A 26,076-nucleotide genomic window follows, 5' to 3' on the forward strand; every position below is an offset into this window, starting at 1 on the left:
GGGGTTATCCCGCTAAAGGGGCGGAGGAGCGTGAATGGGTTATCCCGTGACCCTGGTGAAGCCCAAGGGCTGAGAATTAGATATAAATTCATAAAAATTCAATGAAGCCCAAACCCCTAAAGGAGTCATTGTAGAACCTATAGTAATTGAGAATGCCAACAATATTGCTACCGGTTCAAAAGATAAATCTAGTGACTTTGCTATGATAACTGACAAAGAAGTCCCAACAACAGCCACAGCATCATTTACCATTATGCTCGCTAATATTCCAAAGAATAGAGATAGCAAGTAAAGTATGGAAAGTCTACTCTTAGAATACATAACTAGCTTCGCAGCCATATAATCTAAAAGACCTGAGCTTTCTGCAATGCTTACAATACTAAACATTCCTATTAAAAACAATATAACATCCCAATCTATAACATTGCTAACGCTATTTATTGGAATAAGCCCTGTCAATATAGCTAATGAAGCAGCAAATGACATAATAGACCAAGATGGAATCTTTGGATATTTTGCTCTGAAAACAAACCCCCAATAATTATTAAAAGCAACAATAATCCTAAGTATTCACTGGCATTTTCCATTTATTTTCCCTAAATCTTGTTTGTCAATTGAGATAAAAAGTTTTACAAAGACACTTTGATAGCAAAAAATATAAAGAAACAAATATCTAATATTCATATTTTACAAAACAGAGTAGCTCTCGTTAAGGAAAGTAATCCTCAAGACCTGAGAACCTTCACTCTCCAGAGCTGAAAGAGTCAATAAAATTTATCTTAAGTTAAACTTGGTAATTAATCTTGACTATAAATTATTCCAAACTAAGTAGATCTCCTTCGATTAGGCTACATTTGTTTCCTAATATTGAAGAAACGCTAGGGTTAGTTTTACTGCCATCGATTATTTCTTTAATATATAATGGGTCATCTATTGATATTAAACACTCTATAACATTTCTAAAAACCTTATAACATGCCATTTCTCTTATGAATCCATTAATTTTTTTCCTATTGACTGTTTGCTCAATCATAAGATTTCTTTTATTTAAAAGATCCATTGATTCATCTTTTACATCATTTTCACATATAATCAATGCTCTGTAGATTCTATTTTGTTTTTTATTTGTTAGCAAATTATTTAACTGGCCTCTTTTCAATTCTATGTTTTCTATCTTTATTAATGAATTATGACCTTTTATTAATCTGTCATTTAATTCTTTTACTTTACTTTTTTTTATTTCAGCTATAATATATGCTCCTTTACCTAAATTCCTAAAATCATGTTCATCTCTTTTTGGAGAATGCAATATTATTTCATCTGAACCAAAAATTTTTGCTACATCGCTTAATATGCTATTAAAGCTTGTAGGACCGATTACGCTTATTCCCCTAATAGTTCTTTTATATATACCAAACAAAATCAATGAGGTTATTTGATCTCTTATATTAAGATCTGGAAATGATATTTCAAAAACTACTTCTGGCGAATTAAAATCAGCTTTGCTTTCTGATCTAATTTGTTGCACTTTTTTACCAATTTCTCTTTTTAATTCATTTTTTATAGATTCTCCGAAAGATAATTTATACTGCGATTTTATAGACTCTTCTTTTACTATAGTATCATCACTAACCCTTATTCCAATTAAAAATTTTCTAATATTATATCTATTTATTCTATAAGAAACCTGTAATGAAGCTTTTTCTATAAAATCTTCTATAATATCATTACACAAATAACATCTCTTGTAACTTGGTTCATCTTCATATAAGTTCTTGTATAATTGATACGATAATGGACCAATATTAATCATAATATCTTTTATGTCGTCTCTATTAATAAATCCTTTTCTCAGCATTTCGTGCAAATGCATTATTATTAGGAATTTTATTGCTTTTCCTCTTTCAGAATTTGACCATCCATAACCAAGCCTAGCAAACATTCTTCCCAAACATCTATCGCAAAGTGGGTAGATCTTCATTAATTCAATAGATTTATTAACTATATCGATGCTTTTCTCTTCACTATCATACATAGCTGGCTTCACATCCTAAAACTAAGCCCACACTTTCAGACTAATGTTAAGTTTTGCAGAGCAATTTAAATTTACGTTGTATTTACAAAAGCTATATGTCTGAAATATTATTTCATTCTTTTTCGGTAAAAAATTAACTTTAATATTTTAGATATTATAATTTTTAAATAAAAATATTTGAAAAACCTAAAATAGCTAAATAAAAATAATGTAACATTGCAATATGTTTCCAAGTTCACAGTATCGTTATTTTGATTGATTTAATAATAATTGGCTGGAAATTAATGATTCTGTTTATTACCAAGCAAACATTAAATTTAGCTTATACAAACTAGCGATAAAGTGAGTAAAATTATTGACAAGAACGGGCAACAGACCTCGCTCTTCAGGGCGGAGAGGAGTCAGAACTAATTAAATCTAGTCGATTGAGCTTAAGAATAAATCGCAAATCCAATGTTTCTCGGTTCACTTATATATACTTTCCCATTTATCCTTAGCTCATGTAAAACCTGTCTTATAAGATCGGCATCTCCTTCTGCTTCATTATCACGCGATATTGTGTATAAAGTTGGTCCCCAGCTTGATTGCGCAACTATCATTCTAGATCTCCATAATTCTGAAGTTATTTTCGCTAAGTCTTCTCTAAATTGTCCTCCTTGTATTTTCGAAAAATAAATTCCAGTTCCTTCTTGCATCATTCTCAAGCCTTCTAACGCATCTTCGATGTCTTCCCTCACAATACCGGAAGCTAATCTCAATAACCCATAAGACATCAACTTCTTTACTCCTTCGGAAGGATTCCATGGATTTTTCATTATATTTTCTTCTTCATTAAAACTTAATCCTTTCCTTAGTTCAGGTATAACATAAACGAACCTCCATTTTTCTGGTATCTTAATTTGCATTAAAGGCTTTGGTTCTGTGTTTGATGGAGAACCAGAATCAGCAACAAACCCACCATTATAAAATAACAAATAGCCTACTCCGCTAAACCTTCCTACATTTAACTTTCTAATTATGTCTATTTTGTCTACTTTTAAGTTAAACAACCTCCTGAACGCATTAAATATGGCAAGATCTATCTGTGTTCCACTTCCTAATCCTACATGCTCTGGGATATATGATAAAACCTTTACTTTATATCCAGTAACATTTAATAGTTTTGATATCTCCATTACCTTTCTGTTAATGAAATCTGGTCCTAAAATTTCATTATTACCATAAGAAAACTCAGCAATAAATGATGGATCTTTTATATAAAATCCTGCTGAACCCCAATTTATATTCCATTCATTTCCTACATAGTAAAATCCTGCATGTAATCTACTCCCTGTTTCTACAAATACTCTTTCCGACATATTTTTCTACCTTATACTTTATTTATTATTTCTTAATAGAAGCATATTTATATTTTACACCCCAATCCTTTGTTGAAAACTAAATATGCAACAGTCAAGATTATTAGTAAAATACCTCATTGCATCTTAAGATATAACTCAACTTTATACATCATGGATTAATTATCACTATTTTAAGAACTATAGAAGCGTTTTAATTATCATCATCCATAACCTTTATAGTAGAATGAACTTAAAAATCTCTTAACTACCATAGTGTCAAAATAATTAATTAACACTTGTTAACAAATTCATGTAATGTTAAAAAGTAGTTTATAAACCTCTAGAATTTAATTAAGTTTGTACCCTTATATTTCTGGACTTATAAACTTTACTCTGGTGGTCTATATATGAAGTTGATAACAGTAAAGATGCCTGATTTGTATGTCAGAGGAATTGATGAATTAGTAAAAGCCGGTAATTATTCAAGTAGAAGCGAGGTAATTAGAATTGCAATAAGAGAGTTGCTTAAGCATGAATTATGGGGAGAATTGCATGGTGAGGAAAGCAATGTTTTGCTCGACTTAAATAGATTAGGTGTTGAAAATGAAGTCTAGGTTAAAATAAATTATATCATTAATTTATGTAAATCTTTGTTGCTGAAAAATTTTACTGTACATCTTAATTTATAAATTAAATATTTATGTTTTAAATCTCAGTAAATAATCCTTTATATTAGTAAACAAAAAGATTTGCATCAAGTTTTATAAATTATTTTACTTTTATTTTCCTATTTAAGATCAAATTAAATAAACTTATTATAGTTATAGTAATTTGGCTAACAAACAACAAAATGTTATTAAAGAAATAAACATTGACTGATTGAAAAAGTGATATCAATAAAAGAAGATTTTGTGTTACACCATATGAAATTAACGCAGCTGATGCCACCGATGCTCCAAGGAGAAGTAAATTTATCAACCATTGATATATGTTAATTGTAGAAAAAAGCAATATTATAAGAGATGACAAAATCAGAGAAAGCGATATGGTGAGCCTTAATATTTTAAACGACGTATTTATGATATATTTTCTAGATTTCTTTTGAAGAAAATTTATTATATCAAGAATATATTTATTTGCATTAAATAAATCATTATTTTTTATTGATTGTAATAAATTTTTACTGAGATCATCAATAACATTGTCATCTAAAACTTCATTATAGCAATATTTTTCAGAAAGCCTTATTGCATCATTTAATTTTGCTTTTAAATATTCCCATTCATCAGTCTTTTCATAAATCAACGCATTAGAAAAATATAAGTTTTGTAATTTGTCAGCACATTCTTTCGTCAAAGCTAGCACCACAATAATAATATAGTCTAGAATTATTAATTATTATTGCAAAAATGAAACCTTTTTTGTAAATAAAAGTTGCCCTTAAGATATAATATTTTCTTATTTAAACTTACCATAAAATATAAAATAAATCTCTAAAATTTAACTAAAAGAATTTTCTAATTTGCTTTTTCTCTATATATGTTGCAGCATTAAGAATTAATGACTTTAAAGACTTAATATTTACAAAATAATGCAATATATTACTATCTTCTCTAGTTCCATATTCGTAAGCTGAAGTTATTCTTACTTCATATATTTCTTCTGGTAATAATTTCTCTAAATCATTCCATTGCTCTATCAAAAACTTAGGAGTTATTATATACTCCTTTGGCTTCGCTTGTTGGGATATTCTTATATGAACTCTCATAGGTTCATTCAATTTCTTTGGCATAAAGTATGACTTGAATTCGTCTGATTTAATTATATTATCTAAAGATTTTAATAAGGTCCACCTATATTCATCTTCATCTATATCTAAAAATCTAATTACTCTCATATCTTCATATTCAGGCTTTCTCATATCCTTAAGCTTATTTTCCACAGTTTTTTCGGCTAATTCTAATATATCTGCTATTTCAAATGTAGTCAATCCGTTATTTTCTAGTAATCTTCCTATTTTAATGGCTAGGTCTTGTATCCATGGTCTTATAGTTGGTAATTCTAAAATGCCTTTTGCTAGAGGAGTAAGTTCGGAACCGCTTAGATTTACAATTTGTATGCTTTTTGATTTTAACAACTTTAAAAATCTTTTAGCCCCTTCTATATCAAAATATTCCCTTATAACCTGTTTTTTAGCTTCTTCGATTAAGAATGAATCATTTTCTTCATCAATTGAACCTATTTTACCTAAATGCAATTGTATTTCTCTAAGAGTTTGATATAAATATGGGCTCTTATTTAATGCTTCGTATAGTTCATTTTGCAAATTTTCTATGTCAATGCTTTCAAGCAATTCAAAGGGATTAATATTACCAACGTTAACACTAAATCCGAAAAATGATGGTCTATAATATACATTTAAACCTTCAATTTTTGAAGCCATATTAGTTAATATAAGCGCTATAGTTTCTGCTGCTCCACTGCCTATAGGATAAATAAATATATGTTCTCCATTATGCTGCTCATAAATTACTTTATTCTCATCAGGAATTATTTTTCTTTCTAGGTATTTTTGCCTAATTTTTTCAAGCTCCATTAAGCCTTCATTATCAATAGTGATATCATTTGGTATATTTCCTACTATTATTTTTATGAATTGTCTAGATATGCTTTGGCTCCTCTTTACCCCTTCTCCCTTCCATAATGGTATTTCAGCTATTCCAGAAGCTTTTATTACATCTATTCTCCCATTCATATCATCTATTCTTTTAATTTCCCAAGAACTTCCAGCAAGCCTTATCACATCCCCGATTCTTAGATTTCTGTAAACGTAAAGAGAGTCAACATAACCTATGGTATTATCTCCATTTTTAACAACGAAAACATCCTTTTCAGGTATTGTAGTAAAAAATTCTGAAAAACTCCTAGACCACCAAACCTTCATTTGATCCTTTGATTTAAATTTCCATATCTTATAGAAAGTATTTCCCGGAGAAATTATATCATCCTCATTTTTTATTAAACCATTTTGCTCCATATAATTTATTAATTCCATAAACTTTTCATTATCCATCTTAAATATAGGCGATTGAGAAAATATATCATATATTATATTTAAATCAGTTTGACCTTCTCCCAGAGTAAATCCTATTATTTCCTTTGCTATTACATCTATAGGAGCTTCATCGATTATCTCGTCTTCTACGAAGCTATGCTTAGCTAGGCTAGCTTCTGTTATAGCTTCGGCGAAATCTATAGGCCCTATAGATATTATATCCCCTATAGATAATCCTCCTGAAATATGCCCGCTCCTTCCAACCCTCTGTATAAGACTAGAAACTTTTCCTGGAGATTTGATTTGTATGACTTTTCTTACTGATCCTACATCAATCCCTAATTCGAGAGTTTTTGTGCATACTATTGCTGAGAGTTGGCCTTGCTTTAGTTTATTTTCTGCTTCTTCTCTTAGTTGTGCAGACACGCTAGAATGGTGAACAAATATATCCTTAGCCCCAATAGTTTCTAAAGAATGTTTGACCCTTTCAGCAATATATCTACTATTTACGAAAACTAGACTTGGTTTTTCTATAGTCTGTGTTAAAGATTTAGCCAAGTCTAGCCAAGGATCTTCATTACTGTCACTAATATATTTTACTTCAAATTTGTACTCCTTTGAAAAATCAACTGAGGTAATCTGCCTTTCTCTTTTACTACTGCCGCTCAAGAGTTCTATAGCTTTTTTAGGAGAACCTATTGTTGCCGAAAGACCTATTCTTTGAAAGTCATAGCCAGATAAATATTTCAATCTTTCAAGTAATAATAATAATTGAACACCTCTCTTTGAGCCGAGCAATTCATGAAGTTCATCTATTATTACATATTTAACGTTTTTATAATATTGTCTGAATTTTGGTGCCCAATCTAAATCAATTTCTAGACTTTCAGGCGTTGTTATTAATATATTAGGTACTTGCTTAACTCTCTTCGTCCTTTCACTTGCTGGAGTATCACCATGCTTTTTAGAAACTCTAAAACCTAGTTTCTCAGCCCACCAAGAGATCCTTTTATATATATCATTTATTAAAGCCTTCATAGGGGTTATATATAATATATCCACTGGTTCTTGTTTTTCGCTTAGAAGTTTTGACAATAATGGCAATAATGCAGCTTCCGTTTTCCCTTCCCCTGTCGGCGCCATAATTAATGTATTATACCCTTCTAATACATAAGGTATCGATTGTTCCTGTATTTCAGTAAGTCTTTTCCATCCTCTCTCTTCAATTAATTGCCTTACTTTTGGATGCAACCTATCAGCTATTGATTGTTGAACTTCTTCCATTTTACATCTACCATTTTATGTCTAGCCACACCTGGTTAACCTAAGAAAAGTTAGCAGTCAGTTCTTATTAACTCTCCGTTTCTATTTCATTTTGGAGATAAATATGGCAAAACTAGAACACGAATGTGTAGTATGTGGAAAGAAGTTCAGTAATGGCCAAGGAATAATTATAAATAAAGGATCTTTAAAGCTAGAATTTCATAGTAGTAAATGTGCAGCGTCCTTCTTTAAGCTATTAGCAGAAAGATTAGATGAATCTTGTTTTGAAAAAAGTAGCAAAGATCTTATAAAAGAATTAGTAAAAATAAGAGAAGAAAAGCAAAAACAAGCTAAAAAGGTGATCTCATGAGATTACTAAAGATTAAGTTATATTCCATATTAAGGGAAATTTTTGGTAGTAATGAAATAATTGTAGAATTTAAGCATGAAAACATTACTGTCAATGATGTATTAGAAACATTAACCAAGAAAATTAATAACAATTCAACTCAATTAAATCAATTATTTAATTCCATTCAGTTTGTAGCTAACGGGAAACCATTAGCCAAGGATGAAATTATACCAAATAGTGTTGATATAATATATTTGCTGCCTCCTTCATCTGGTGGCATTATTGACATAAAAATTTTAACTAGTGAGCATATTGATTTAAACGATCTAATAAAAAAATTATACATAGATGAAAATGTTGGAGCTATTGCCATATTCGTAGGTATAGTTAGAAAAATAAACAAAAACGAAAAAGTGAAGAAATTATTATATGAACATTCTGAAGAACTAATAGAAGAAAAGCTTAAAGAAATCGCTATTAGAGGGATAAATAAATTCAAATTATTTTCAGTCTCAATATATCATTATGTTGGTGAAAGAAAACCTGGAGATTTAACTATGATTGTAGCTGTTTCTGGAGAATCTAGAAAAAATGTTTTTCCAGCAATAGAAGAAATAGTAAATGAAGTAAAGCATGAAGCTCCTATATGGAAACAAGAATATAGAGAGAGCGGAAAGTATTTCATACTCGGCGAAAATCAAATTAAAGCCGATGAAACGAGCAAATTCAAATTTTAAGATTAAAACTTGTGCTTTAAACGCACTGTAATTTAAATCATATAAATTTTAAATATTAATCAATTTAATAAATAAAAATATGAATATTTCGTTAGTATTATAAATTAAAGTTTTAAAAAGGAACACATATAAAGATAAATATTAGGTGATAGGAATGCCTGCAATCGAAATAGGAAGAATTTGCACAAAAATTGTTGGGAAGGAATCAGGAAGAAAATGTGTTGTAGTAGATATTATTGACCAAAATTTTGTATTAGTAACAGGACCTAAATCAGTTAGTGGCATCAAGAGAAGAAGAGTGAATATTAAGCACTTAATGCCTTTGGATAAATTAGTAAACATACAGAAAGGGGCAAGCGATGAAGAAGTGCTAGCTCAATTGAAAAATTCTAACTTAATTGATTATATGAAGGCCAGAGAAAAAATCGTATTAGCCTAAACAAATCCGTAATAATATGGTGAATATTTTGCAAGAAATACCCGAAAAAGGTTTTAAATTCATTAATGAAATAAATCAAATATGTAATAATACAAAACCATTTTTGGAAAAATTTCCAGAAAATACTGATGATAACTATGGCTATTATCCATTAGAAAGACCTCTTATGAAGTATCTTAATTACGGTATAATAATTTTGGATAAACCACCTGGTCCGACAAGCCATGAAGTGGTTGCATGGGTAAAAAAACTGTTAAATATAGATAAAGCAGGACATGGAGGAACCCTAGAGCTTTACTCTTAAGAGTAAAGCAGGGATATCCTAAAGTAACAGGTGTCCTGCCTATAGCTCTCGGATCTATGACAAAGATAATAGGATTTGTAACTCATTCAAAAAAAGCTTATGTATGCTTAATGCAACTTCATAAAGATGTAGATTTCAAATTAATCAATAATGTAATAAGTGAATTCATAGGAGAAATATATCAAAGACCTCCAGTAAGAAGCCATGTAAAAAGAATTCTTAGAATTAAAAAAATATTTAATATAGAAATAAATGAAATAAATAATAGAAAGGTCCTTTTAACAATAGAATCAGAAGCTGGAACATATATGAGAAAATTATGTTGGGATATAGGTTTAGTTTTAGGAACAGGGGCTCATATGAGAGAATTAAGAAGGATAAAAACAGGTCCTTTTAATGAAGATAACGCAGTAACATTACAACAGATCTCCGAAGCTGTGTATCAATATAAAACAACAGGCAAGGAGGATCTGCTTAGGAAAGTTATTATTCCTGGAGAATATAGTGTATGTGAGTTAGAAAAAATTTTAGTTAGAGATACGGCAGTAGAGAGTGTGATAAACGGCTCTCCCCTTGCAATACCTGGAATATCATATTTTAATGATGGCATAAATAGAGGAGATATAGTTGCGTTATTAACATTAAAAGGAGAGTTGATCGGCTTAGCCAAAGCATTAATGAATTCTAACGAAATAAAACAAAATAACAAAGGGCTTGCATTTCAACCTACAAGAATAGTTATGGAAAGAGGAATTTATCCTAAGGCTTGGAAAAGTTCAGGAAAATACAAAAATCGTGGGGACGGGAACGCCGGGGGTGGGATTTGAACCCACGCGTCCCGCATGGGACAACGGGTCTCAAGCCCGTCCCCTTGGACCGCTCGGGCACCCCGGCACATTTCTACTATTGGCTAATAGGGTTTTTAATTATATTTCAAAAATCCATATTATTTATTGCTAATTATACCATGATTTTTAACAGGCTTTAGCTTGTGAGATTCAAAACTTTCCATTCTATATTTTGCATCTTCAGTTATCACCAAATTTGTTAATTCATCTATAGCCTTTTCTATATCTTTCCAATAAATTTCATAAACTATTTTTTTAATTGATCTAATCGATTCTTGCGTATAATTTGATAAGGTATCTGCAATCGCAAAAGCCTCTTTTTCTAAGTCTGACTGAGGAACTATTTCATCAACTAAACCCATATTTCTAGCCTCTTGAGCAGAGAACCTAGTACCAGTTAAAGCTAAATATTTCGCTCTTCTAAACCCAACGACCCCTCCCCCTGCGCTTATTAATATTGGAGGTATAACTCCTAAACTAATTTCTGGGAAGCTGAACCAAGAATTTTCAGCGGCGATTACTATATCTGCTGCTAAAAGGAGTTCCGCGCCTCCGCCAACAGCCAATCCATTAACCAAAGCAATAATAGGTTTCTTACACGATATCATTGTATTTAAGGATTGTTTAATCCCATTAAAAAAATTAAGAGCCTCTTGCTTAGTATTAAGTCTAAGCATGTTTTCTATATCGTCTCCAGTACTGAAAGCTCTACCTTTACCAGTTAAAACAATCGCAACGCTGTCAGATTCGCATGCTCTGTTTAATTCATATATTAATCTTTCCCAAGTCCTAGTATCTAAAGCATTTAATTTTTCAGGTCTATTCAAATAAATCCAATAACACATCTTCCTTTTTTCAGATAAGACCGTTTCGTGATATGTCAATTTTTTATTGCACCCAAAGGTGTATACTATTGCTAGATTAATAAATCTGTCTAATGAATTTGGCTATATCTCTAATAAGAGAAAATTTTAAATATAGTTCAAATAAAAACATGCTATAATTTAAAGGCTACCTTCTTCTTTTATACATTTATTGCTTTTTAATATATCATATATCCCGTTTACAGCATCTTCAACCTCACTTTCTCTCTTAGCTCCTGTTATAACCATTTTCCCACTGCTAAATATTAAAAGAACAACTCTCGGTTTTTCCATTCTATATATCAAACCTGGGAATTGTTCTGGTTCATACATACTCTTTGGTAAAGTAAATGCTGCCTTTTCTAAATCGACAACTACATTTAGATTCGCCGATGCAACAATGTTTTGTATTTGTATTTGAGGTTTGCCTTGCATTGGAACCCCTTTGATCATGAGTTTTTTCAATATTGTTTTTACCGCCCATACTAATTGCTTTACACTTTTTGCACCTGTGACAACCATTTTTCCAGATTTAAATATGAGAGCTGTTATTTTAGGGCTCTGCAACCTATAAACTAATCCTGGGAATTGATCTGGGTTGTAATCTACATCGGGTATCCTTGTTTCGATTAAGTTCAAATCTAATGCAGTATCTAATATTACAGTTGCAACTATATTTTCTATCTTAACTGTAGGTTTTCCCGACTCTTCTTTTTCACCTACATTTTCTTCTTCAAAAAATTCATCTTCTTTATCTTCATTCTCCAAAATCTTCACCTGCTTTTTAAACTCGTATATTTTAAAACCAATTTGAGCTATATAAATCTTTTTAAACTATTTATAAGCATAAGATAAATAAATATCATTATTTAGCAAAAAATACCATAATTTTTGATGCTAACCTAATTTTATTTCTAACATAAATAATCAAAAATAAAAGACAGTAACATATTTACGTAACTATTGATTATTTTTTAATCACTTCTAAATATCGTTTTGATTTAAGTAACGTTTATTATAGTATTACAAAGTACTTTTTATTAATGATCTATTAACTGATGACGGGCGCTGCTCACGAGGGTCAGAGTGAAAAACCAGATGGGAGGGTAGTGGTGTTTCCCTCGACTAGCCCCAATGATTTAAGGGTGACTGTGTATGATCCCTTAAGAGGGGTGCCCGTGGTGGAATTAGAAGTAATTAAAAATAAAAAAAAGTTACGCCACGGGTAAACACTAATAAAACCTAACCTTTATGCAAATATACCGGCATAAAAAACTAAAATATTGGTTACATTATTAATATAGATGGGGGAAAATTGTGAAATTAAAATTTAAAGAGCCTAGAACTTGGAGATATATAATAGGATCAATAGAAAAAATCATAGATGAAGGGGTTTTTACGGCAAACGATAATGGACTTCATTTCAGAGCATTAGATACAAGCAGAATTGTTATGGTTGACTTTATCTACCCAAAATCTTCATTTGATGAATTTGAAATAAATAATGAAGAAAGTATAGGAGTATCTTTTTCAGTTTTGTCTGATGTATTAAAAAGAGCTGAAAAAGATGACGAACTTGAACTTATAACCGATGAAAACAACATAACATTAAAATACATTGGTAAAGGGGAAAGAATCTTTAAAATACCGCAACTTAGTTTAAGTCAGGATAAGCTACCTGAACCAAAAATAACTTTTACGGTTAAAGCTAAGCTTACAAATAATTCTTTTATTGATATAATAAACGATATAGAAGCTATTAGTGATTCATTAACTATAAATGCAGATGACAAAGAAAACAAGCTAATAATAACTGGAAAAGGTGATATAGAAAGCGCTGAAATAGAACTTTCTCTAGAAAAACAAAATATAATAGAACTTAGCGTAGATTCTCCTGATTCATCTACATATAGCATTGAATATTTTTCTGATATGCTAATGGCAGCAAAAGAAGCCGATTTAATAACTTTGATGTACTCTCAAGACGCTCCTGTAAAAGTCGAAATGGAATACCAAAATGGTGGCAAAATAACTTTCTATGTTTCACCAAGAATAGACTAAAACTTATTTATAACAAATAGTTATTTTAGATTACTTATATAACCGTTTCCCCTACACTTTCATTTCAATCATCTTACCTACATTCATGATAGAGCGTGGGGACTTAGCCCTTAACCACCTGCTCTTAAGCTTAAATGCAGGAGGATCATGGATCTCCTTCGAGCCTAACAGCATGGGGCTCACATCTTTGCAATTCCTCCACCCTTTTTGACATAGTCAATATCGGCGTGAAGATTATCCTTTATCAGTAAAAACTAAGCACATTTGAATATAAAAAGATTTTTATTAAAATGAAAAAGGATTCAGCCTTAAAAACAAAATATCTATAAATTTTCAAATTAATTATCTATTATAGAAGGAAATTAAAATGACCGAAGAAGAAAAGGAAATTAAAATAAAAGGATGGAACTATGATCAAACACTAAAATATCTATATAGAGAATATTATTCTTTAAATCCACCACTGATAATACCAAAAGATATTGAGAGAAGAGAATTTGCATTTCAGCCTTTTGAAAAACAGTCTTATGTAAGGCATCTTTCATTTGATAATCCAAAAAAGCTTTACGATTATTTGATTAAAAACACTCCGAGACATGCTTATTATTCTATCGCCATTTATGATCTTCCTGAAGCAGGATCAATGGAAGAAAAAGGATGGAAAGGATCTGATTTATTATTTGACATTGATTTAGATCATGAAAAAGATTGTATAATGCAAAATGATATAGCCGATGATTCGTGTATAGAAAAAGGGTTAAAATATGCCGAAACAATTGCCCATATAATTAATAATTATTTTGGTGGATCGTATCAAATTTATTTCACAGGAAATAGAGGCTATCATGTAAGGGGATTTTGCGAGTTATGTAAACAACTTGGAAAGGAAGAAAGAAGCGAAATTGCAAAGTTCATTATGGCTCAAGATTTAGATATAGATATGATATTTCCCAAAAGTAGCAAAGGAAAAAAACCAGCTTTGCCCACTACAAAGGATCCTGGATGGAGAGGATTAATAGCTAGTTTTGGAATTAAGGAAGTTAGCAGAGAGGATATTAATAACGCTATTCAAAATATAAAAGTTGAAATTGATTCTATGGTTACCCAAGATCCAAGCAGATTAACTAGAATACCTGGGACGCTAAATGGAAAATCTTCTTTGCTTGTATTACCAGTTTGTGGAGAGTTTAAATTAGGTAAGTGGGTTTCGCCTTTTTATGGAGAAGTTGAAGTAAAAGCTAAAATGGATTTAAGTAACATAAAGATTTTAGGAAGCAATATACAATTTAATAAGAATGAAGAACTAAGCCTACCATCTCAGCAGGCTATTTATTTAGCCACAAAAGGTTACTTAACTATAATAGGAGGGAAAATAGTTGTCAGAAAGAATACCGGCTGGTGGCCCGTACAAGGCTGCAATTGGAATTCATGAACAAATTAATGCTGATGATATTAAAGATTCAAGAAAACTCTGGGGAACTTATTGTTCAAATGATCTAGAATTGTGCAAAAGATTTTATAATGTAGTAATAAGCATGACAAAACTTATTTCAGAAGCGAGACTAGAAGATATAGATGCTAAAAATTATCAAGGGATTGATAAGGAATTCCTCAATATAATGGAATATATTAAAAATAATTACTCTCTATATTTATCAGGGAGCGTTATATCATTCGGAGAATTTATTTTAGTTAAATTTAACAGAGACTTAACATTATTAAATGGAAAATTTATGGAAAAAAACGATGTATCTTTAATACCTATGGAAGAAGCTCTATTACTGTCATCACTCAATTACGTTGAATTAGTAAAAACTCTTTCATATAAAATTATTAGTAGTATGGAGAAGAAAGATTAATAAGGAGCTTTGTATAAGCCAATATGGGAAAGTGAGAGTGAGTTTAAAATGAAGTTCCCAAAAAAGATAAGAACATATTGCCCTAGGTGTAATGAACACACTGAGCATAGCGTTGCAATTTACAAATCAGGAAAAAGAAGAACATTATCTGAAGGCCAAAGAAGATATTTAAGAAAAAATAAAGGTTATGGAAGTAAAAGAAAGCCCGAGCAAAAAAGATTTGCCAAGACGACGAAGAAAGTTAGTTTGCTAATTACATGTAGCAAGTGTGGTTTCAAGAGAACAATATTAGGCATTAGGCTAAAGAAAATAGAATTAGTAGAACCAACAAGGTGAAGCAAATGAAATCGAGCCTCTCAAGAAATAAAATTCTTGTTCCTCAACCAAGAAGCAGGTTCCTTATAGTAGAATGCCCAAATTGTGGCCATAAGCAAATAGTTTTTAGCCATTCTTCTTTTTCAGCAAGATGCTTATCATGCGGAGCCTTACTTATAAAACCAACTGGAGGTAAGGCTCAAATATTAGGAAAAGTTGAAAAAATCTTAAGTTAAATTTGAATATTAATATTTTGAGAGATCTAAACAAATTTTCTAAATTTTATTAGAGCACTTAGAATTATAAATTATAGTATAAAAATTTTATTATTCTGTTTAAATTAGCAAAGTCTTTAAACCCAAGCATTGCACAATAATTTTGGCAAGCCGGGGTAGCTCAGCAGGTAGAGCGCCCGGCTGTTAACCGGGCGGTCGAGGGTTCGAGTCCCTCCCCCGGCGTGGTTATTTAGGGTTCTATGCCTGAGGAAAAATTTCCGTTTATATATAATATGAGGGGCAAGGAGGACATACACGACTACAGAAAGAAGCTGGCATGGGCTCTCGATAAAATAAAGTCCGAGCGGAGGATTCCCGAAGAGGACAGGGTGCTGCTGCTCGAATACCTGGGGAAGCTGGAGAGCAAAGACCTTAACGCCGGCCGCATCGCGAAGTACGCGACAACGCTCTTCAGCATCAGGCTGCACATGGGCGTGAAGTTTAAAGAGGCGAAAAGGGAGGACATCGAAAGCGTCGTGAGGTGGATCAACGAGTCCGACTTCGAGCCCTGGACGAAGTACGACTATAAAAGCATCCTGAAGCGCTTTTACAGGTGGCTCAGGACTGGGGCGCTCGACCTTAGCCAGCCCTTCCCGCCAGAAGTAGCGTGGATAAAGACGAGCCTGAAGCGCAGCGAGATGAAGGAGCCCGAGGTGCTGACCGAAGACGAAGCGCAGGCCATGATAGACAAAGCCCCGAAGCTCAGGGACAAGGCATTCATTGCCGTTTTATATGAGGGGGGCTTTTGCATCGGCGAAATACTGCCGGCAAAGCTGCAGGATCTGCAGTTCGACGAGAACGGCGCCAGGCTCAGGGTTCGCGGAAAAACCGGCGGCAGGACTGTGCGGCTGATCACGAGCGCCCCCCTGCTTTCGCGGTGGGTCGACGAGCACCCGTACAAGGACACCCCGGAGGCGCCAATATGGATCTCGCTCACGAAGAACTTCCAGAAAAAGCTCCAGCCGATGGAGTACCACTACGTCACGCGGATGCTCAAGGAAACAGCAAAGAAAGCCGGCATTAAAAAGCGCATCTACCCGCACATATTCCGCCATTCAGCCGCCACGAGGGACGCGCGCTACTTGACTGAGAGCGAGCTCAAACTGAAGTACGGCTGGGCCGGCGGCTCGGACATGGCAGAAGTCTATGTTCACCTTTCAGGGGCCGACCTTGACAACAAGCTGCTGGCTATCTACGCGGGCAGGTCGGTTGAGACGATCAAGCCGAAGTTCGCGCCGATAATATGCCCGAAGTGCGGGCAGGAGAACACCCCGGGGCAGCGGTACTGCGGGCGGTGCGGCGCGCCCCTGAGCGCGCAGGAGCTGGCAAAGGGCACGGTCGAAATCGAGGAGCTGAAAAAGGAAATCAGCGAATTAAAGGAGCTCCTCAAAGGAGCGCTTCAAGCTTCTCAAGCGCGGAAATGAACTTTTCAAGGTCTTTCTTCTTTATCTTCACCGTTACGTTTTCGTCTTTTTTCTTTTCGCTCATGACATAATAAACCCAAACTTCTAAGGACGCCGGCCGGCGGCGCGCTGAATTAGCGCGCTCCATTTTTTAGCTGTGGAAAGTGCATCAGTGCATCATTTGCTAAAAATTATAATGAAACGCAGCGCGCTGTGATGTGTTTACCTAACTTTTAATTGTGAAAATACTTGGTAAGCACGCGCACAGTCATCGCCTCATCAGAGATCCCGTCCGGCACGAAATATGGTTTGTCGACTGCATTAGATTTACCTGAGATCGAGGTAAGCATTGAGCCAACACCTTCTTCAGTTACACCAGGAGGTGTAGAGGGAATTGGTGAGATACCGGTAGGCGTTGCTGTAGCAGCTGTAACTAGTGCTGTAGAAGATGTTCTAAAGAGAAGGATTAAAAAAGTTCCTATAAGATCAGTAGTCCCGCAGGTAACAGTATTTCATAATAATCTAAGGTTCAGCAAAAAGGCATTTAAGGTTAACAAGCTCAATCGCTAATACCTTTTCTTACCTTTTTTGTGCCAAATTTTGGGATGAGCCATGGTTCAAGCTAAAGAATATCTAAAAATCCAGCAAATCCTTTATTCCGGGGGCTCTGGTCCGTTAACTTCTTTTGCCTTTATCAGCTCTCTATAGTCTTCCTGAAAACGTAAGCAGTTATCTCTCTGTATTTTATCGTCTCAGCTTCTGCTATGATCCACGAGTTGTATAGAATGTAACCAACCATGAAGTATATGACCCTCAGCGTGAAGTTTCTGCTGGTTGTCTTGGTCTCAAACCCATCCTCAACTCTGTAAGACGTTTCAATTTCCCACCTGTACCTGTACTCTTCAGGTATTACAGCAACCATCTCCTGCGGATCATCGAACTTTACGTTGGTAACTAATGGAATGTACTTATCCACGGGCCTGTCATCTTCCTTTGCGTTTCTCTTCTTGGCTATCACCATGTAAACCTTTGAACCCATTTCATATTCGAAAACTGCAGGCATCATCCCATGAATGTAATCATCAATAACCCTCTTTACTCTCTCGTTCCTTACAGCTGGAATTATGAATTTTATGCCCATTTCAGTAAGCAGTTTTATTATCTCTATGGTGAAGAAGCCCCTGTCCATGAGAAGCAAAGATGGCCTTGGAGAATTTTTGAGGAGTTCCCTTACAATTTCTTCCTTTGTGTCCAGCCTGGTTACAGGCAGAGAGTAAAGCGTTAGCCTTTCCCTTTCAACCTTTCCTACAACGCTTATAGTTGCAAAGGTGTGGAACACGTCTGCTCCGCTCTTGTACTTGTTCCTTGTCACGTACATGTCGATCTTGCCGTAGTAAGGCTCCTCTGTGTAGTCTATGGCCATCTTCATTCCATCCCTGGCATGCTTCTTTACAAGCTTCATGTTAGCTTTGTTTAAGGCATTTATGACATTGCTTAGATCAAGGGCCTTGAGCCTCCTTAATACTACATCTGGAGAGGGGACATCCATGTCCTTTGCCAGATCCTTTGAGCCGGATTCGGCAGAGGTGTTGTTCAGGGATACATAGATCAACGACTTTACAATATCTTCATTCATGTACTTTGAGTTCTTTGCTACCTTTATGTCAAGGCTCTCTTTCAAAGCTCTAGAGGAGAGTTTAAATAATTTCCTTACTACATTCCTGTTGGACCTCATTGGTTTGTACATATTAGTTCACTAAACTGTTCAAGCCGATGAGGTCCACTTAAATTTATCTAAAAGAGCGAAATGCTATACCTGCGGAACTACTGTGAATTCAGAAATATATTAATATATGTAAATGTGTATCTTGCTGGGGGGTACATATGAGTAAGTCCGAGTATGCGGCTTCTCTGGACAGATTGATCGAACAGGATATATGCACACCTTTGGATATCCGGAAGGCCAAGGTTGAGGCTGAAAAGTTAGCGTCTCCTGAGCAAACCGCGAAGATCAGACATGCAGAGAGATTCTTGGGAGCGCTAGGGGACTCCAACAGAATCAAGATTCTTCTACTTCTGTCAAAGCGTGAGATGTGTGTCTGTGAGCTCGAATCGGTCCTTGGGATGACCCAGCCGACAGCATCGCATCACCTGGGTATTCTGGAACTTGCAGGGCTGGTTGAAAGGCGGAAAAAGGGAAGGTGGGTCTTTTACAAGGCTCTGGACTCGACCGCCCTTGAGCTGTTAAGAAAGCTGGTCACATAGCTGAGGTGATGGCTTTGGCAGCTCTTAGGGTCGGCCGTCTTGGTTTCCTCAACAGATTCCTGACTGTGTGGATATTGCTGGCAATGGCAATCGGAGTCGGATTAGGCTATGCCTTTCCCGATATTTCCAGTAGTCTGAGCTCACTGAGCATCGGAACCACGTCAATACCGATAGCGCTGGGGCTCATCTGGATGATGTATCCTCCCTTAGCCCGTGTAAGGTATGAGGAACTTCGGAAGGTGGTCGGCGCGAAAGGCTCCGGCAAGATGCTTTTAAGCTCACTCGTTTTGAACTGGCTTCTGGGCCCCCTCCTGATGTTTATCCTCGCATGGGTCTTTCTGGGGAATTCGCCTGACCTGAGAGATGGGCTGATAATCATAGGCCTGGCCAGATGCATAGCCATGGTGATAGTGTGGAACAACCTTGCCGATGGCGACGGCGAGTGGGCAGCGATTCTTGTAGCCCTCAATTCTGTGTTCCAGGTCCTTTTCTACAGCATTCTGGCATACTTCTACCTGACTTTAGCCAGTTCTTGGGTATCCGGCCACGGAATCGTGGTCAATATCTCTCTGTCCGCCGTGGCCGAATCTGTAGCGATATACCTCGGGATTCCATTTCTTGGGGGCGTAGTCACAAGGCTCTTCTTCCTGAAACGCAGGGGACGTGAATGGTATGAGAAGAAATTTGTTCCGAAGCTGGCTCCGACTTCCCTTCTGGCGCTTTTGTTCACGATAGTGGTTATGTTTTCACTGAAGGGAAGGTATATCGTCAGTCTGCCTCTTGAAGTTGTTTCAGTCGCTATCCCGCTAGTGGTTTACTTTGCGATAATGTTCTTCGCCTCGTTTGGGGTTGGTCTTTACTTGAAGTTGGATTACCCAAGAACCACCACGCTGGCATTTACCGCAGCCAGCAACAACTTCGAGCTGGCCATAGCAGTTGCGGTGGCGGTTTTCGGTCTTGCTTCTCAGGAAGCCTTCGCGGCCGTTATCGGCCCATTGATTGAAGTGCCTGTGATGATTGGCCTGGTAAACGTGGCCTTATGGCTTCGGAAGAAGTATTTTGCGAATCAGACTGAATCGTACGGTAAGATAGCCCACCTTAGCAGACAGGATTCCAAGAGCGATCCTTCGTCGCGCGCTTCTGGTGAGACCTGAATGGAAAAAGAAAATGCTACTAAAATGAAGGTCCTTTTTGTGTGTGTGGAGAATGCGGGCCGAAGCCAGATGGCGGAAGCGTTCGCAAGAAGAAAGGGGCTACAAGTGCAGGAACCCTGCCGGCAAAAAGGGTGAATCCTACTGTAGTTCAAGCCATGGCTGAGAGGGCTTCAACCTGAAATTCAATAAGCCCAAGATGCTCACACTGGAAATGATAAACGAAGCAGACCTTGTCATTATCATGGGTTGTGCTGTCGACAGGGTCTGCCCCAGGCCTATGCTTACTAGAATGCAGAAAAAAGTTGTCGACTGGAATCTGGAAGCTGACGAGTGAAAGGTTGCTGACTAGGTATGAACCAATTTTGTTCACGATATCGATCTTCTCGTTTGTCAAATGCTCATATTCCTTCTGAATCCTTGCCAGAAGCACCTTGTACCTTTTTGACCCCCTCTTCTTTCTGCTCAATTTTCTCTGCAACTCCTTCAGTTTTTCCGAGGGCGGTATCTGGTACTCAACCTTTACGCTGTTTGATAACGTTATTTGAGTCTTGATGCCAAGGTCCATGCCGATGTGCATTCCATTTAGTTTCTTTGTTTCATTTGGAACAAATGTGGTTATGTGAATGTAATAATCACCGTGCCTGTTAATCAGCTGCGCATTGGCTATTTCTGCATCCTGCGGAATTTGGTCAAGCCAATTTACCTTCAGAATCTCAATGTTCTGAACTCTAATATGCAAGTTGTCAATAATTTTGTACGTTATGCCGTACTGCTTTAGCTGAATGGTTTTCACATGTTTCCTGAACTTTAATTTGCCAACCTTCTTGCCATTCTTCTTGGCTTTGCTCAGGTTTAATATGTCCATCTTTATCACGTCAATTATACTTTGCCTCATTTGGCTAGATAGAACCGTGATGTTTCTTGTCTCAAATCTGTCAATTACCTTGACCTGAACTTTTCTGGTCATGTAATTTGCGTTAAATGGTCCCTGAGCAATCACATCATTAGTGAACCATTTTGCTTCGATGAAAACTCTCCTGAGTTTTTCAAGGGTGACCGCATCAAGGTGGTTCTTCAGCATCTTGACCTCTTAACGGCCATCCCCTCGTGCCTTTCCCTTGTTTTCTTTCTTGTTTCTGCAATTCTCTCGTTTTTGCTCAGGGATAGCATTACATAATTTATGAGAATATAATCTTATAAGCATAACTGTGATCCATCGCTTAAAAGCGATGACTTTATAATTCAGTAATTAGCCTAAAAGGCAGCCAACAATAACTAAAGACATACAATATGAATTGGAAATACTTATATCAGAAAGTACGTTAGTAACCGTAATTTATGTCTAATATAATGATTGGTGGTTGAATTGAGCAATAAGAAAGTAAGAAAAGCAATGCAATCCATGTGCATCCTTCACTTGTTTTTATGTTTGCCCTTCACCAGAAATTAACCTACGTGGAGGAAAATGATGTAACTTCTTTATCATTTGATCAGGAGAGGTTAAATGAGCTGTACAATGTAGAACTGCACGTTCTTGGGGAAGGCTTCATTAAAGCAGACAGGCTAAAAAGGCGCCCAATATCAAAATTTATGCTTGCTGCACCTGACAGTAATGACTCATATTCTGCGGAAATTTATCTTGTGACGCACAGGGAAGGCGTTGAAATAATTGAAGTTTGGATAGAAATGCCGGAACAGGAATTTGATCCCAAAAGGTTGCTGGGTTTGTTAAAACCTGATTCTGAAAAAGGTTTGATTAAGGAAATCCAGCGCTCTCTTGCTTACTTGGATGATGAACAGCCTCTTTTTACTTTTATTGGAATCTTCGAGTCAGATATCAATATTGATGAATTTATAAACCTGCACAGCGCGGATATTGTGAACCTCCTGTATCTTAATTCATCACTGGTGCCCTTCAAAAGCTCCTTTGTAGACAGTGAAATAGACAGAAATTTTTGCATCAGGGAGGGTGGCGCATCGTACATGTCAGGATTCACTGCACTTAATATCATGTTTATGAATACAAAGGAAAATGACAGCGATTATACGCAGTTACAGGGTAGGTGCGCCTTGCCATTTATTATAACCATAGAAATACTATTGCTTGAAAGAGAAATCCTGAGAAAATATTATAGAAAGCTGGTTACAGGCTCACTTTCCATAAATGGGCTCATTGGTTTAAAACAAGAAATACTTAACGGGTTAGAGGAATATTATGGCATCATTGCAAAGGCGACACAGTTTAGTGAGCCCTTGATGGAATTCGGCCAAAGGATTCTCGGAATCAACGACTTGTATGATTCAATAATTGACAGGCTGGACGTTGTTATTTTTGACATAACAACTAATTATTCCAGGAATTCCAATACGTTGAGCTTCTGGCTAACCGTTCTTTTCGGTTCTTTGGACACAGGCCTTCTAACTAAAAGTATTGTGTCCATTTACTATTCCCATAACATACCTACAATAATTGCATGGACAGCATTTGTTACGGTACTGACTTCGCTGATAATATTTGCGTTGCTTTATAGAAAAATAAAATGATATTTGACATTTTGCAGCTACGATCCTTTTGAGATAGTCGTAGATTTATTTTACTGAATTATAAAGCCACATCTTTTATGGTTAAAGTTCTCAAATGCTGACAAAAACAGGAAAGGGACAACTATGGCATGTTAGGATTGCCCAAAGGCTTTCAGGTCCAGCCTAGGAAGAACAACTCTGGCTTTTATGCTCTTAAAGTTCTTTGCGATTAACAGTTACCAAGGAAAGAACTAACAGGACAAATACGGCAGGCACCATGTATAGGAGAAGCAACCGGAATCCTATAAGTTGCAGAACAGAGCCTCCAATCAGGGGCATTACTATTTGCATAAGCATCATTGTAGATGTGAAATAACTGTTGGCCCTGTTCCTTTCATCCATCGGGAATGACCTGTTTATTGAAAACATGGCAATTGGCATGCCCAAACCATGAGGCACTCCCAGAATTACAAAAGCCACTGAGTAGACAATTATGTTACTGGCAAAGAATATTAAGGTTAGCCCCAGAATGGAGATGCCCATCATTAAAAGCACATATGGCAAAAGTCTTCCCACTTTGTGCATAGAAAAAAGTAATCTTGTTACAAAAGAACCTGTGAAAAAGAGCGCAAACAAAAGAGTTATGACAGAATATGAGGCATCATAGCTGCTCTTTGCAAATATGCCACCAAAGGAGAGGAGCATCGCTGTTGACATGCTGTACACCAAAAAAGTGTAGATCCCAACTTTAAACCCTGCTTTTGACCACACTGATATCCTCTTTCTTACCACCGACTCTTCAGGATATTTTATAAAAGGCGAAAGTGCGGCCGATATAACACCCAAAGGCACAAAAAACAAAAATGATGTTCTTAAGGGATAATGCGCAAGAACTAGCGATTGCAATGCAGGCCCTGCAATCAGGCTTATGGCCAGGGCAAGTGTATAGGTTCCCAGAATTCTTTCCCTGACATTTTTATCCTCAAAAAGCCCCGCCGAAGTCATAATGTTAGGAAACATGAAACCGTAAGCGAGGCCACTCAATATCGAGTAAAGTATTATTGAAAATCCATTTGAAAAGGAAAATAAAAGAAGGCTTATTGTGTATATAACACTAAAAATCATAAATAAATACCTGCGATAATGGGCCCTGATCCTGCTGTTTAAAATTGTAGCAATGAAAGCTGCTGCTGACATGACTGCAACAAGGATCCCAACATCAAATTGTGTATATGACAGATCATATTTGGCAAGAAGGGGAATGCCCGTCTGCAGAATGTTGTTGCTTGCCCTTACCGCAAACGTAAGGGCAACAATGATGCTGATTGTCTGTATCATCTGTATATTTAGTATTATTTTTGATTTTTCCGTTTTTGCACCTGACATTTTTGTATCCATTTTGCCATAAGCCCTTTTAGAATGTGATTGCTTCAAACCCTTCAGTTATGCTCCTGCTGATGTATTCCCCAACGGGAATCAGCTCAAGGTCCTGGAAAAGTTTTGATTCAAGGCCATACTTCTTTGCTGAATTTATGCATGCCTTCAGTTTTACGATGGAACTGCATTCCCTGCGCAATTGGTCATTGCCTGCCATGGCCCTTTCGCTTGGGCCCCAGAATACCGCCCTTATCCCGTTTCCAAGTTGTATCTGATTTTTAGCAAAGCTCAGGGGCATCCTTATCCTTTCTTCATCTTCGTTCATTATTATCAGCAGCATCTTAGCCATGGTTCATGCACCCTTTACTGGTACATCCTTTGCTGGCCTGAGAGCTAGTTCCCATATGAAGAACGCCGCTGTTATTGCCGCGAATATCCACAGCGTGGTGGTGAAGCCCATTACTGATGCCATGTAGCCAACCAGCGGCATCAGGACCGACATGATCATCATTGATGAACTGAAAAATGATGTTGATGTCCCGATTTCCTCAGGCTTGAAAGTCGTGTTAGCTATCTGCAGTCCCAGGGTCCATGCTATCCCATCAGGTATTCCCGCTATCAGAAAGGCTATGACAAAGAATGCCACTGAAACTGAGCTCAGGGCAAGGAATATTGCTGACAGAAGGGCTATCGTGACTGCAAATACCATGTACGGCCTCCTGTTCTGTATCGGTGACTTTAGCCTTATTATGAACCTAGTAACTACATCGCCCACGAACATTGCGGCGAACAGGTAGAAGACTGTGGAAGCTGAAAGGCCAAGGACACTGCCGTAGATGACACCGTACGAGAAGATTATGAAGAACGGGATCGTGTACGCGAATGCCGCTATTACTGCCCAGTTGAACTGCCTGTTCCTGAACAGGGATGAAATGCTCGTGCTGCCCGTGTGCCCCTTTGCCTCCATGTATTTCAGTGAATATCTTCCCCTAAGCAGGTACACAAACGGTATTGCTGCAAACGCCATTACTGAGAATATCAGGAATATTTTCTTGATGCCCAGGCCGAGTATGTAGCCGGTTACAAATGGAGCTATTATGAGCGCAAGCGAAACCCAGAACGAGAATGCCGCCTGCTCAACCTGCCTCTTTGACTGTTCCATGGAAGCCATACCGGCCATTGTCATAAACGAATCCATGACCAGGCCAGTTATGAAGCCATCCACGATCATCAGTGAGTAAACTTCAAGGAACCCGTGCGCAACTGTGTACAGCGGCATTGTTATGCCAAGCAGTGCAAGTGAAATCATCTCCACAAACCTCAGCTGGCTCGGCTTGAAGCTCCTCATCAGGAATGCGGCAACGGCGAACATGACCGTAAACAGCGCAAATCCGATGCCAACTTCAAACTTATTCATGCCAAACGCCAGCCCCAGCGAGCCGATGGATGTCTGGTAGAACTGCAGCAGGAACCTGCCAAGAAATGCAGCCACTATGATTAACCATTCAGCGCCGCTTATCACGCCAAAATCCAATCCAACCTTTTTCCAGTTTGCTGTAATGGTTGACCCCTTGGTAAATGAGGTATTTTGAGATATTTAAAGATATC

General features: G+C 36.4%; 28 protein-coding genes, 2 tRNA genes and 3 pseudogenes. 19 read left to right on the forward strand and 14 right to left on the reverse strand.

Annotated features, from left to right (window positions below):
- Positions 1-39: 39 nt before the first annotated feature.
- The 3 genes from ACP5GV_RS04240 to ACP5GV_RS04250 form a co-directional block, all read right to left on the reverse strand.
- Entirely contained in the window at positions 40-486 is a 447-nt protein-coding gene (locus ACP5GV_RS04240; RefSeq protein WP_428102450.1) for an SLC13 family permease, read from the reverse strand.
- A 328-nt stretch (positions 487-814) separates the two neighbouring features.
- Positions 815-2,035 carry a hypothetical protein gene (locus tag ACP5GV_RS04245; protein WP_428069753.1) on the reverse strand — a complete coding sequence of 407 codons (1,221 nt, stop codon included), beginning with the start codon at positions 2,033-2,035 and terminating at the stop codon, positions 815-817.
- Between the two features lie 431 nt (positions 2,036-2,466).
- Complete coding sequence (locus ACP5GV_RS04250) at positions 2,467-3,393, reverse strand: hypothetical protein (RefSeq protein ID WP_428069754.1); 927 nt, start codon at positions 3,391-3,393, stop codon at positions 2,467-2,469.
- 389 nt (positions 3,394-3,782) lie between these two features.
- Here ACP5GV_RS04250 and ACP5GV_RS04255 point away from each other — a divergent pair, with 389 nt between their 5' ends.
- Complete coding sequence (locus ACP5GV_RS04255) at positions 3,783-3,989, forward strand: ribbon-helix-helix domain-containing protein (protein ID WP_292319622.1); 207 nt, start codon at positions 3,783-3,785, stop codon at positions 3,987-3,989.
- A gap of 154 nt (positions 3,990-4,143) precedes the next feature.
- Here the strand turns inward: ACP5GV_RS04255 and ACP5GV_RS04260 are convergent, their stop codons facing one another.
- Positions 4,144-4,731, reverse strand: coding sequence for a hypothetical protein (locus tag ACP5GV_RS04260; protein WP_292319845.1), 588 nt, complete (start codon positions 4,729-4,731; stop codon positions 4,144-4,146).
- A gap of 148 nt (positions 4,732-4,879) precedes the next feature.
- Positions 4,880-7,714, reverse strand: coding sequence for a DEAD/DEAH box helicase (locus tag ACP5GV_RS04265; RefSeq protein ID WP_428102452.1), 2,835 nt, complete (start codon positions 7,712-7,714; stop codon positions 4,880-4,882).
- Positions 7,715-7,817: 103 nt separating this feature from the next.
- Here ACP5GV_RS04265 and ACP5GV_RS04270 point away from each other — a divergent pair, with 103 nt between their 5' ends.
- From ACP5GV_RS04270 to ACP5GV_RS04290, 5 genes are all read left to right on the forward strand, one after another.
- A complete protein-coding gene (locus ACP5GV_RS04270; RefSeq protein WP_428102454.1) occupies positions 7,818-8,063 on the forward strand; it encodes a hypothetical protein in 246 nt (81 codons plus the stop codon).
- Complete coding sequence (locus ACP5GV_RS04275) at positions 8,060-8,782, forward strand: molybdenum cofactor biosynthesis protein (RefSeq protein WP_292319839.1); 723 nt, start codon at positions 8,060-8,062, stop codon at positions 8,780-8,782. The genes ACP5GV_RS04270 and ACP5GV_RS04275 overlap by 4 nt, the downstream gene beginning before the upstream one ends.
- A 154-nt stretch (positions 8,783-8,936) precedes the next feature.
- Entirely contained in the window at positions 8,937-9,221 is a 285-nt protein-coding gene (locus ACP5GV_RS04280) for a 50S ribosomal protein L14e (protein WP_428069759.1), read from the forward strand.
- Positions 9,222-9,249: 28 nt separating this feature from the next.
- The gene (locus ACP5GV_RS04285) at positions 9,250-9,525 is read left to right on the forward strand and encodes a tRNA pseudouridine synthase A (RefSeq protein WP_428089848.1); all 276 of its coding nucleotides are present in this window, start codon (positions 9,250-9,252) and stop codon (positions 9,523-9,525) included.
- Positions 9,526-9,581: 56 nt separating this feature from the next.
- Positions 9,582-10,352: an RNA-guided pseudouridylation complex pseudouridine synthase subunit Cbf5 gene (locus ACP5GV_RS04290; RefSeq protein WP_428069763.1), complete on the forward strand. Its 771-nt coding sequence runs from the start codon at positions 9,582-9,584 to the stop codon at positions 10,350-10,352.
- On the opposite strand, the gene ACP5GV_RS04295 is transcribed toward ACP5GV_RS04290, so the two are convergent.
- The 3 genes from ACP5GV_RS04295 to ACP5GV_RS04305 all read right to left on the reverse strand — a co-directional run bounded on the left by ACP5GV_RS04295 (position 10,334) and on the right by ACP5GV_RS04305 (position 12,004).
- A tRNA-Ser gene (locus ACP5GV_RS04295) sits at positions 10,334-10,419 on the reverse strand. The genes ACP5GV_RS04290 and ACP5GV_RS04295 overlap by 19 nt on opposite strands.
- A gap of 52 nt (positions 10,420-10,471) precedes the next feature.
- On the reverse strand, positions 10,472-11,257 hold the full coding sequence (locus ACP5GV_RS04300; protein WP_428069764.1) for an enoyl-CoA hydratase/isomerase family protein: 786 nt from the start codon (positions 11,255-11,257) through the stop codon (positions 10,472-10,474).
- 120 nt (positions 11,258-11,377) lie between these two features.
- Complete coding sequence (locus ACP5GV_RS04305) at positions 11,378-12,004, reverse strand: TATA-box-binding protein (protein ID WP_292319835.1); 627 nt, start codon at positions 12,002-12,004, stop codon at positions 11,378-11,380.
- 287 nt (positions 12,005-12,291) lie between these two features.
- On the opposite strand from ACP5GV_RS04305, the pseudogene ACP5GV_RS04310 reads away from it, so the two are divergent.
- Together ACP5GV_RS04310 and pcn are read left to right on the forward strand one after the other, a co-directional pair.
- A pseudogene (locus ACP5GV_RS04310) lies at positions 12,292-12,465 on the forward strand (IS200/IS605 family accessory protein TnpB-related protein); the annotation flags it as partial.
- 88 nt (positions 12,466-12,553) lie between these two features.
- On the forward strand, positions 12,554-13,297 hold the full coding sequence (pcn, locus tag ACP5GV_RS04315; RefSeq protein ID WP_428089855.1) for a DNA polymerase sliding clamp: 744 nt from the start codon (positions 12,554-12,556) through the stop codon (positions 13,295-13,297).
- 51 nt (positions 13,298-13,348) lie between these two features.
- Here pcn and ACP5GV_RS04320 read toward each other — a convergent pair.
- A pseudogene (locus tag ACP5GV_RS04320) lies at positions 13,349-13,542 on the reverse strand (hypothetical protein).
- 122 nt (positions 13,543-13,664) lie between these two features.
- On the opposite strand from ACP5GV_RS04320, the gene priS reads away from it, so the two are divergent.
- The 7 genes and pseudogenes from priS to ACP5GV_RS04355 form a co-directional block, all read left to right on the forward strand.
- Positions 13,665-14,729, forward strand: a complete 1,065-nt coding sequence (gene priS / locus ACP5GV_RS04325) for a DNA primase small subunit PriS (RefSeq protein ID WP_428089858.1) — start codon at positions 13,665-13,667, stop codon at positions 14,727-14,729.
- Positions 14,674-15,156, forward strand: coding sequence for a hypothetical protein (locus tag ACP5GV_RS04330; protein WP_428069896.1), 483 nt, complete (start codon positions 14,674-14,676; stop codon positions 15,154-15,156). Before priS ends, ACP5GV_RS04330 begins: the two co-directional genes overlap by 56 nt.
- Positions 15,157-15,204: 48 nt before the next feature.
- Entirely contained in the window at positions 15,205-15,492 is a 288-nt protein-coding gene (locus ACP5GV_RS04335; protein WP_292319827.1) for a 50S ribosomal protein L44e, read from the forward strand.
- Positions 15,493-15,497: 5 nt separating this feature from the next.
- Positions 15,498-15,707, forward strand: coding sequence for a 30S ribosomal protein S27e (locus ACP5GV_RS04340; RefSeq protein ID WP_292319825.1), 210 nt, complete (start codon positions 15,498-15,500; stop codon positions 15,705-15,707).
- A gap of 149 nt (positions 15,708-15,856) precedes the next feature.
- A tRNA-Asn gene (locus tag ACP5GV_RS04345) sits at positions 15,857-15,929 on the forward strand.
- 17 nt (positions 15,930-15,946) lie between these two features.
- On the forward strand, positions 15,947-17,170 hold the full coding sequence (locus ACP5GV_RS04350; RefSeq protein ID WP_428102456.1) for a site-specific integrase: 1,224 nt from the start codon (positions 15,947-15,949) through the stop codon (positions 17,168-17,170).
- Positions 17,171-17,452: 282 nt separating this feature from the next.
- Positions 17,453-17,632: pseudogene (locus ACP5GV_RS04355) on the forward strand (hypothetical protein); the annotation flags it as partial.
- 211 nt (positions 17,633-17,843) lie between these two features.
- Here ACP5GV_RS04355 and ACP5GV_RS04360 read toward each other — a convergent pair.
- Positions 17,844-18,830: a transposase gene (locus ACP5GV_RS04360; RefSeq protein WP_428102458.1), complete on the reverse strand. Its 987-nt coding sequence runs from the start codon at positions 18,828-18,830 to the stop codon at positions 17,844-17,846.
- A gap of 203 nt (positions 18,831-19,033) precedes the next feature.
- Here ACP5GV_RS04360 and ACP5GV_RS04365 point away from each other — a divergent pair, with 203 nt between their 5' ends.
- Genes ACP5GV_RS04365 through ACP5GV_RS04375 form a run of 3 tightly spaced genes read left to right on the forward strand, consistent with a single transcriptional unit; the run spans position 19,034 to position 20,703 of the window.
- Entirely contained in the window at positions 19,034-19,414 is a 381-nt protein-coding gene (locus ACP5GV_RS04365; protein ID WP_428102462.1) for an ArsR/SmtB family transcription factor, read from the forward strand.
- 14 nt (positions 19,415-19,428) lie between these two features.
- The gene (arsB, locus tag ACP5GV_RS04370; RefSeq protein ID WP_428102464.1) at positions 19,429-20,568 is read left to right on the forward strand and encodes an ACR3 family arsenite efflux transporter; all 1,140 of its coding nucleotides are present in this window, start codon (positions 19,429-19,431) and stop codon (positions 20,566-20,568) included.
- A gap of 24 nt (positions 20,569-20,592) precedes the next feature.
- Positions 20,593-20,703 carry a hypothetical protein gene (locus ACP5GV_RS04375; RefSeq protein WP_428102516.1) on the forward strand — a complete coding sequence of 37 codons (111 nt, stop codon included), beginning with the start codon at positions 20,593-20,595 and terminating at the stop codon, positions 20,701-20,703.
- A gap of 13 nt (positions 20,704-20,716) precedes the next feature.
- Here the strand turns inward: ACP5GV_RS04375 and ACP5GV_RS04380 are convergent, their stop codons facing one another.
- Entirely contained in the window at positions 20,717-21,649 is a 933-nt protein-coding gene (locus ACP5GV_RS04380; RefSeq protein ID WP_428102467.1) for a transposase, read from the reverse strand.
- Positions 21,650-22,023: 374 nt separating this feature from the next.
- On the opposite strand from ACP5GV_RS04380, the gene ACP5GV_RS04385 reads away from it, so the two are divergent.
- Positions 22,024-23,112, forward strand: a complete 1,089-nt coding sequence (locus ACP5GV_RS04385) for a hypothetical protein (RefSeq protein ID WP_428102469.1) — start codon at positions 22,024-22,026, stop codon at positions 23,110-23,112.
- A gap of 192 nt (positions 23,113-23,304) precedes the next feature.
- Here ACP5GV_RS04385 and ACP5GV_RS04390 read toward each other — a convergent pair whose 3' ends face one another.
- From ACP5GV_RS04390 to ACP5GV_RS04400, 3 genes are read right to left on the reverse strand one after another with little or no spacing between them, the layout of a single operon-like run.
- The gene (locus ACP5GV_RS04390; RefSeq protein ID WP_428102471.1) at positions 23,305-24,489 is read right to left on the reverse strand and encodes an MFS transporter; all 1,185 of its coding nucleotides are present in this window, start codon (positions 24,487-24,489) and stop codon (positions 23,305-23,307) included.
- A 16-nt stretch (positions 24,490-24,505) separates the two neighbouring features.
- A complete protein-coding gene (locus tag ACP5GV_RS04395) occupies positions 24,506-24,817 on the reverse strand; it encodes a hypothetical protein (RefSeq protein ID WP_428102474.1) in 312 nt (103 codons plus the stop codon).
- Positions 24,818-24,820: 3 nt separating this feature from the next.
- Positions 24,821-26,002 carry an MFS transporter gene (locus ACP5GV_RS04400; protein WP_428102476.1) on the reverse strand — a complete coding sequence of 394 codons (1,182 nt, stop codon included), beginning with the start codon at positions 26,000-26,002 and terminating at the stop codon, positions 24,821-24,823.
- Between the last annotated feature and the right edge of the window lie 74 nt (positions 26,003-26,076).

Origin of the sequence: Caldisphaera sp., assembly GCF_049974385.1 — an archaeon.
Lineage (GTDB): Archaea > Thermoproteota > Thermoprotei_A > Sulfolobales > Acidilobaceae > Caldisphaera.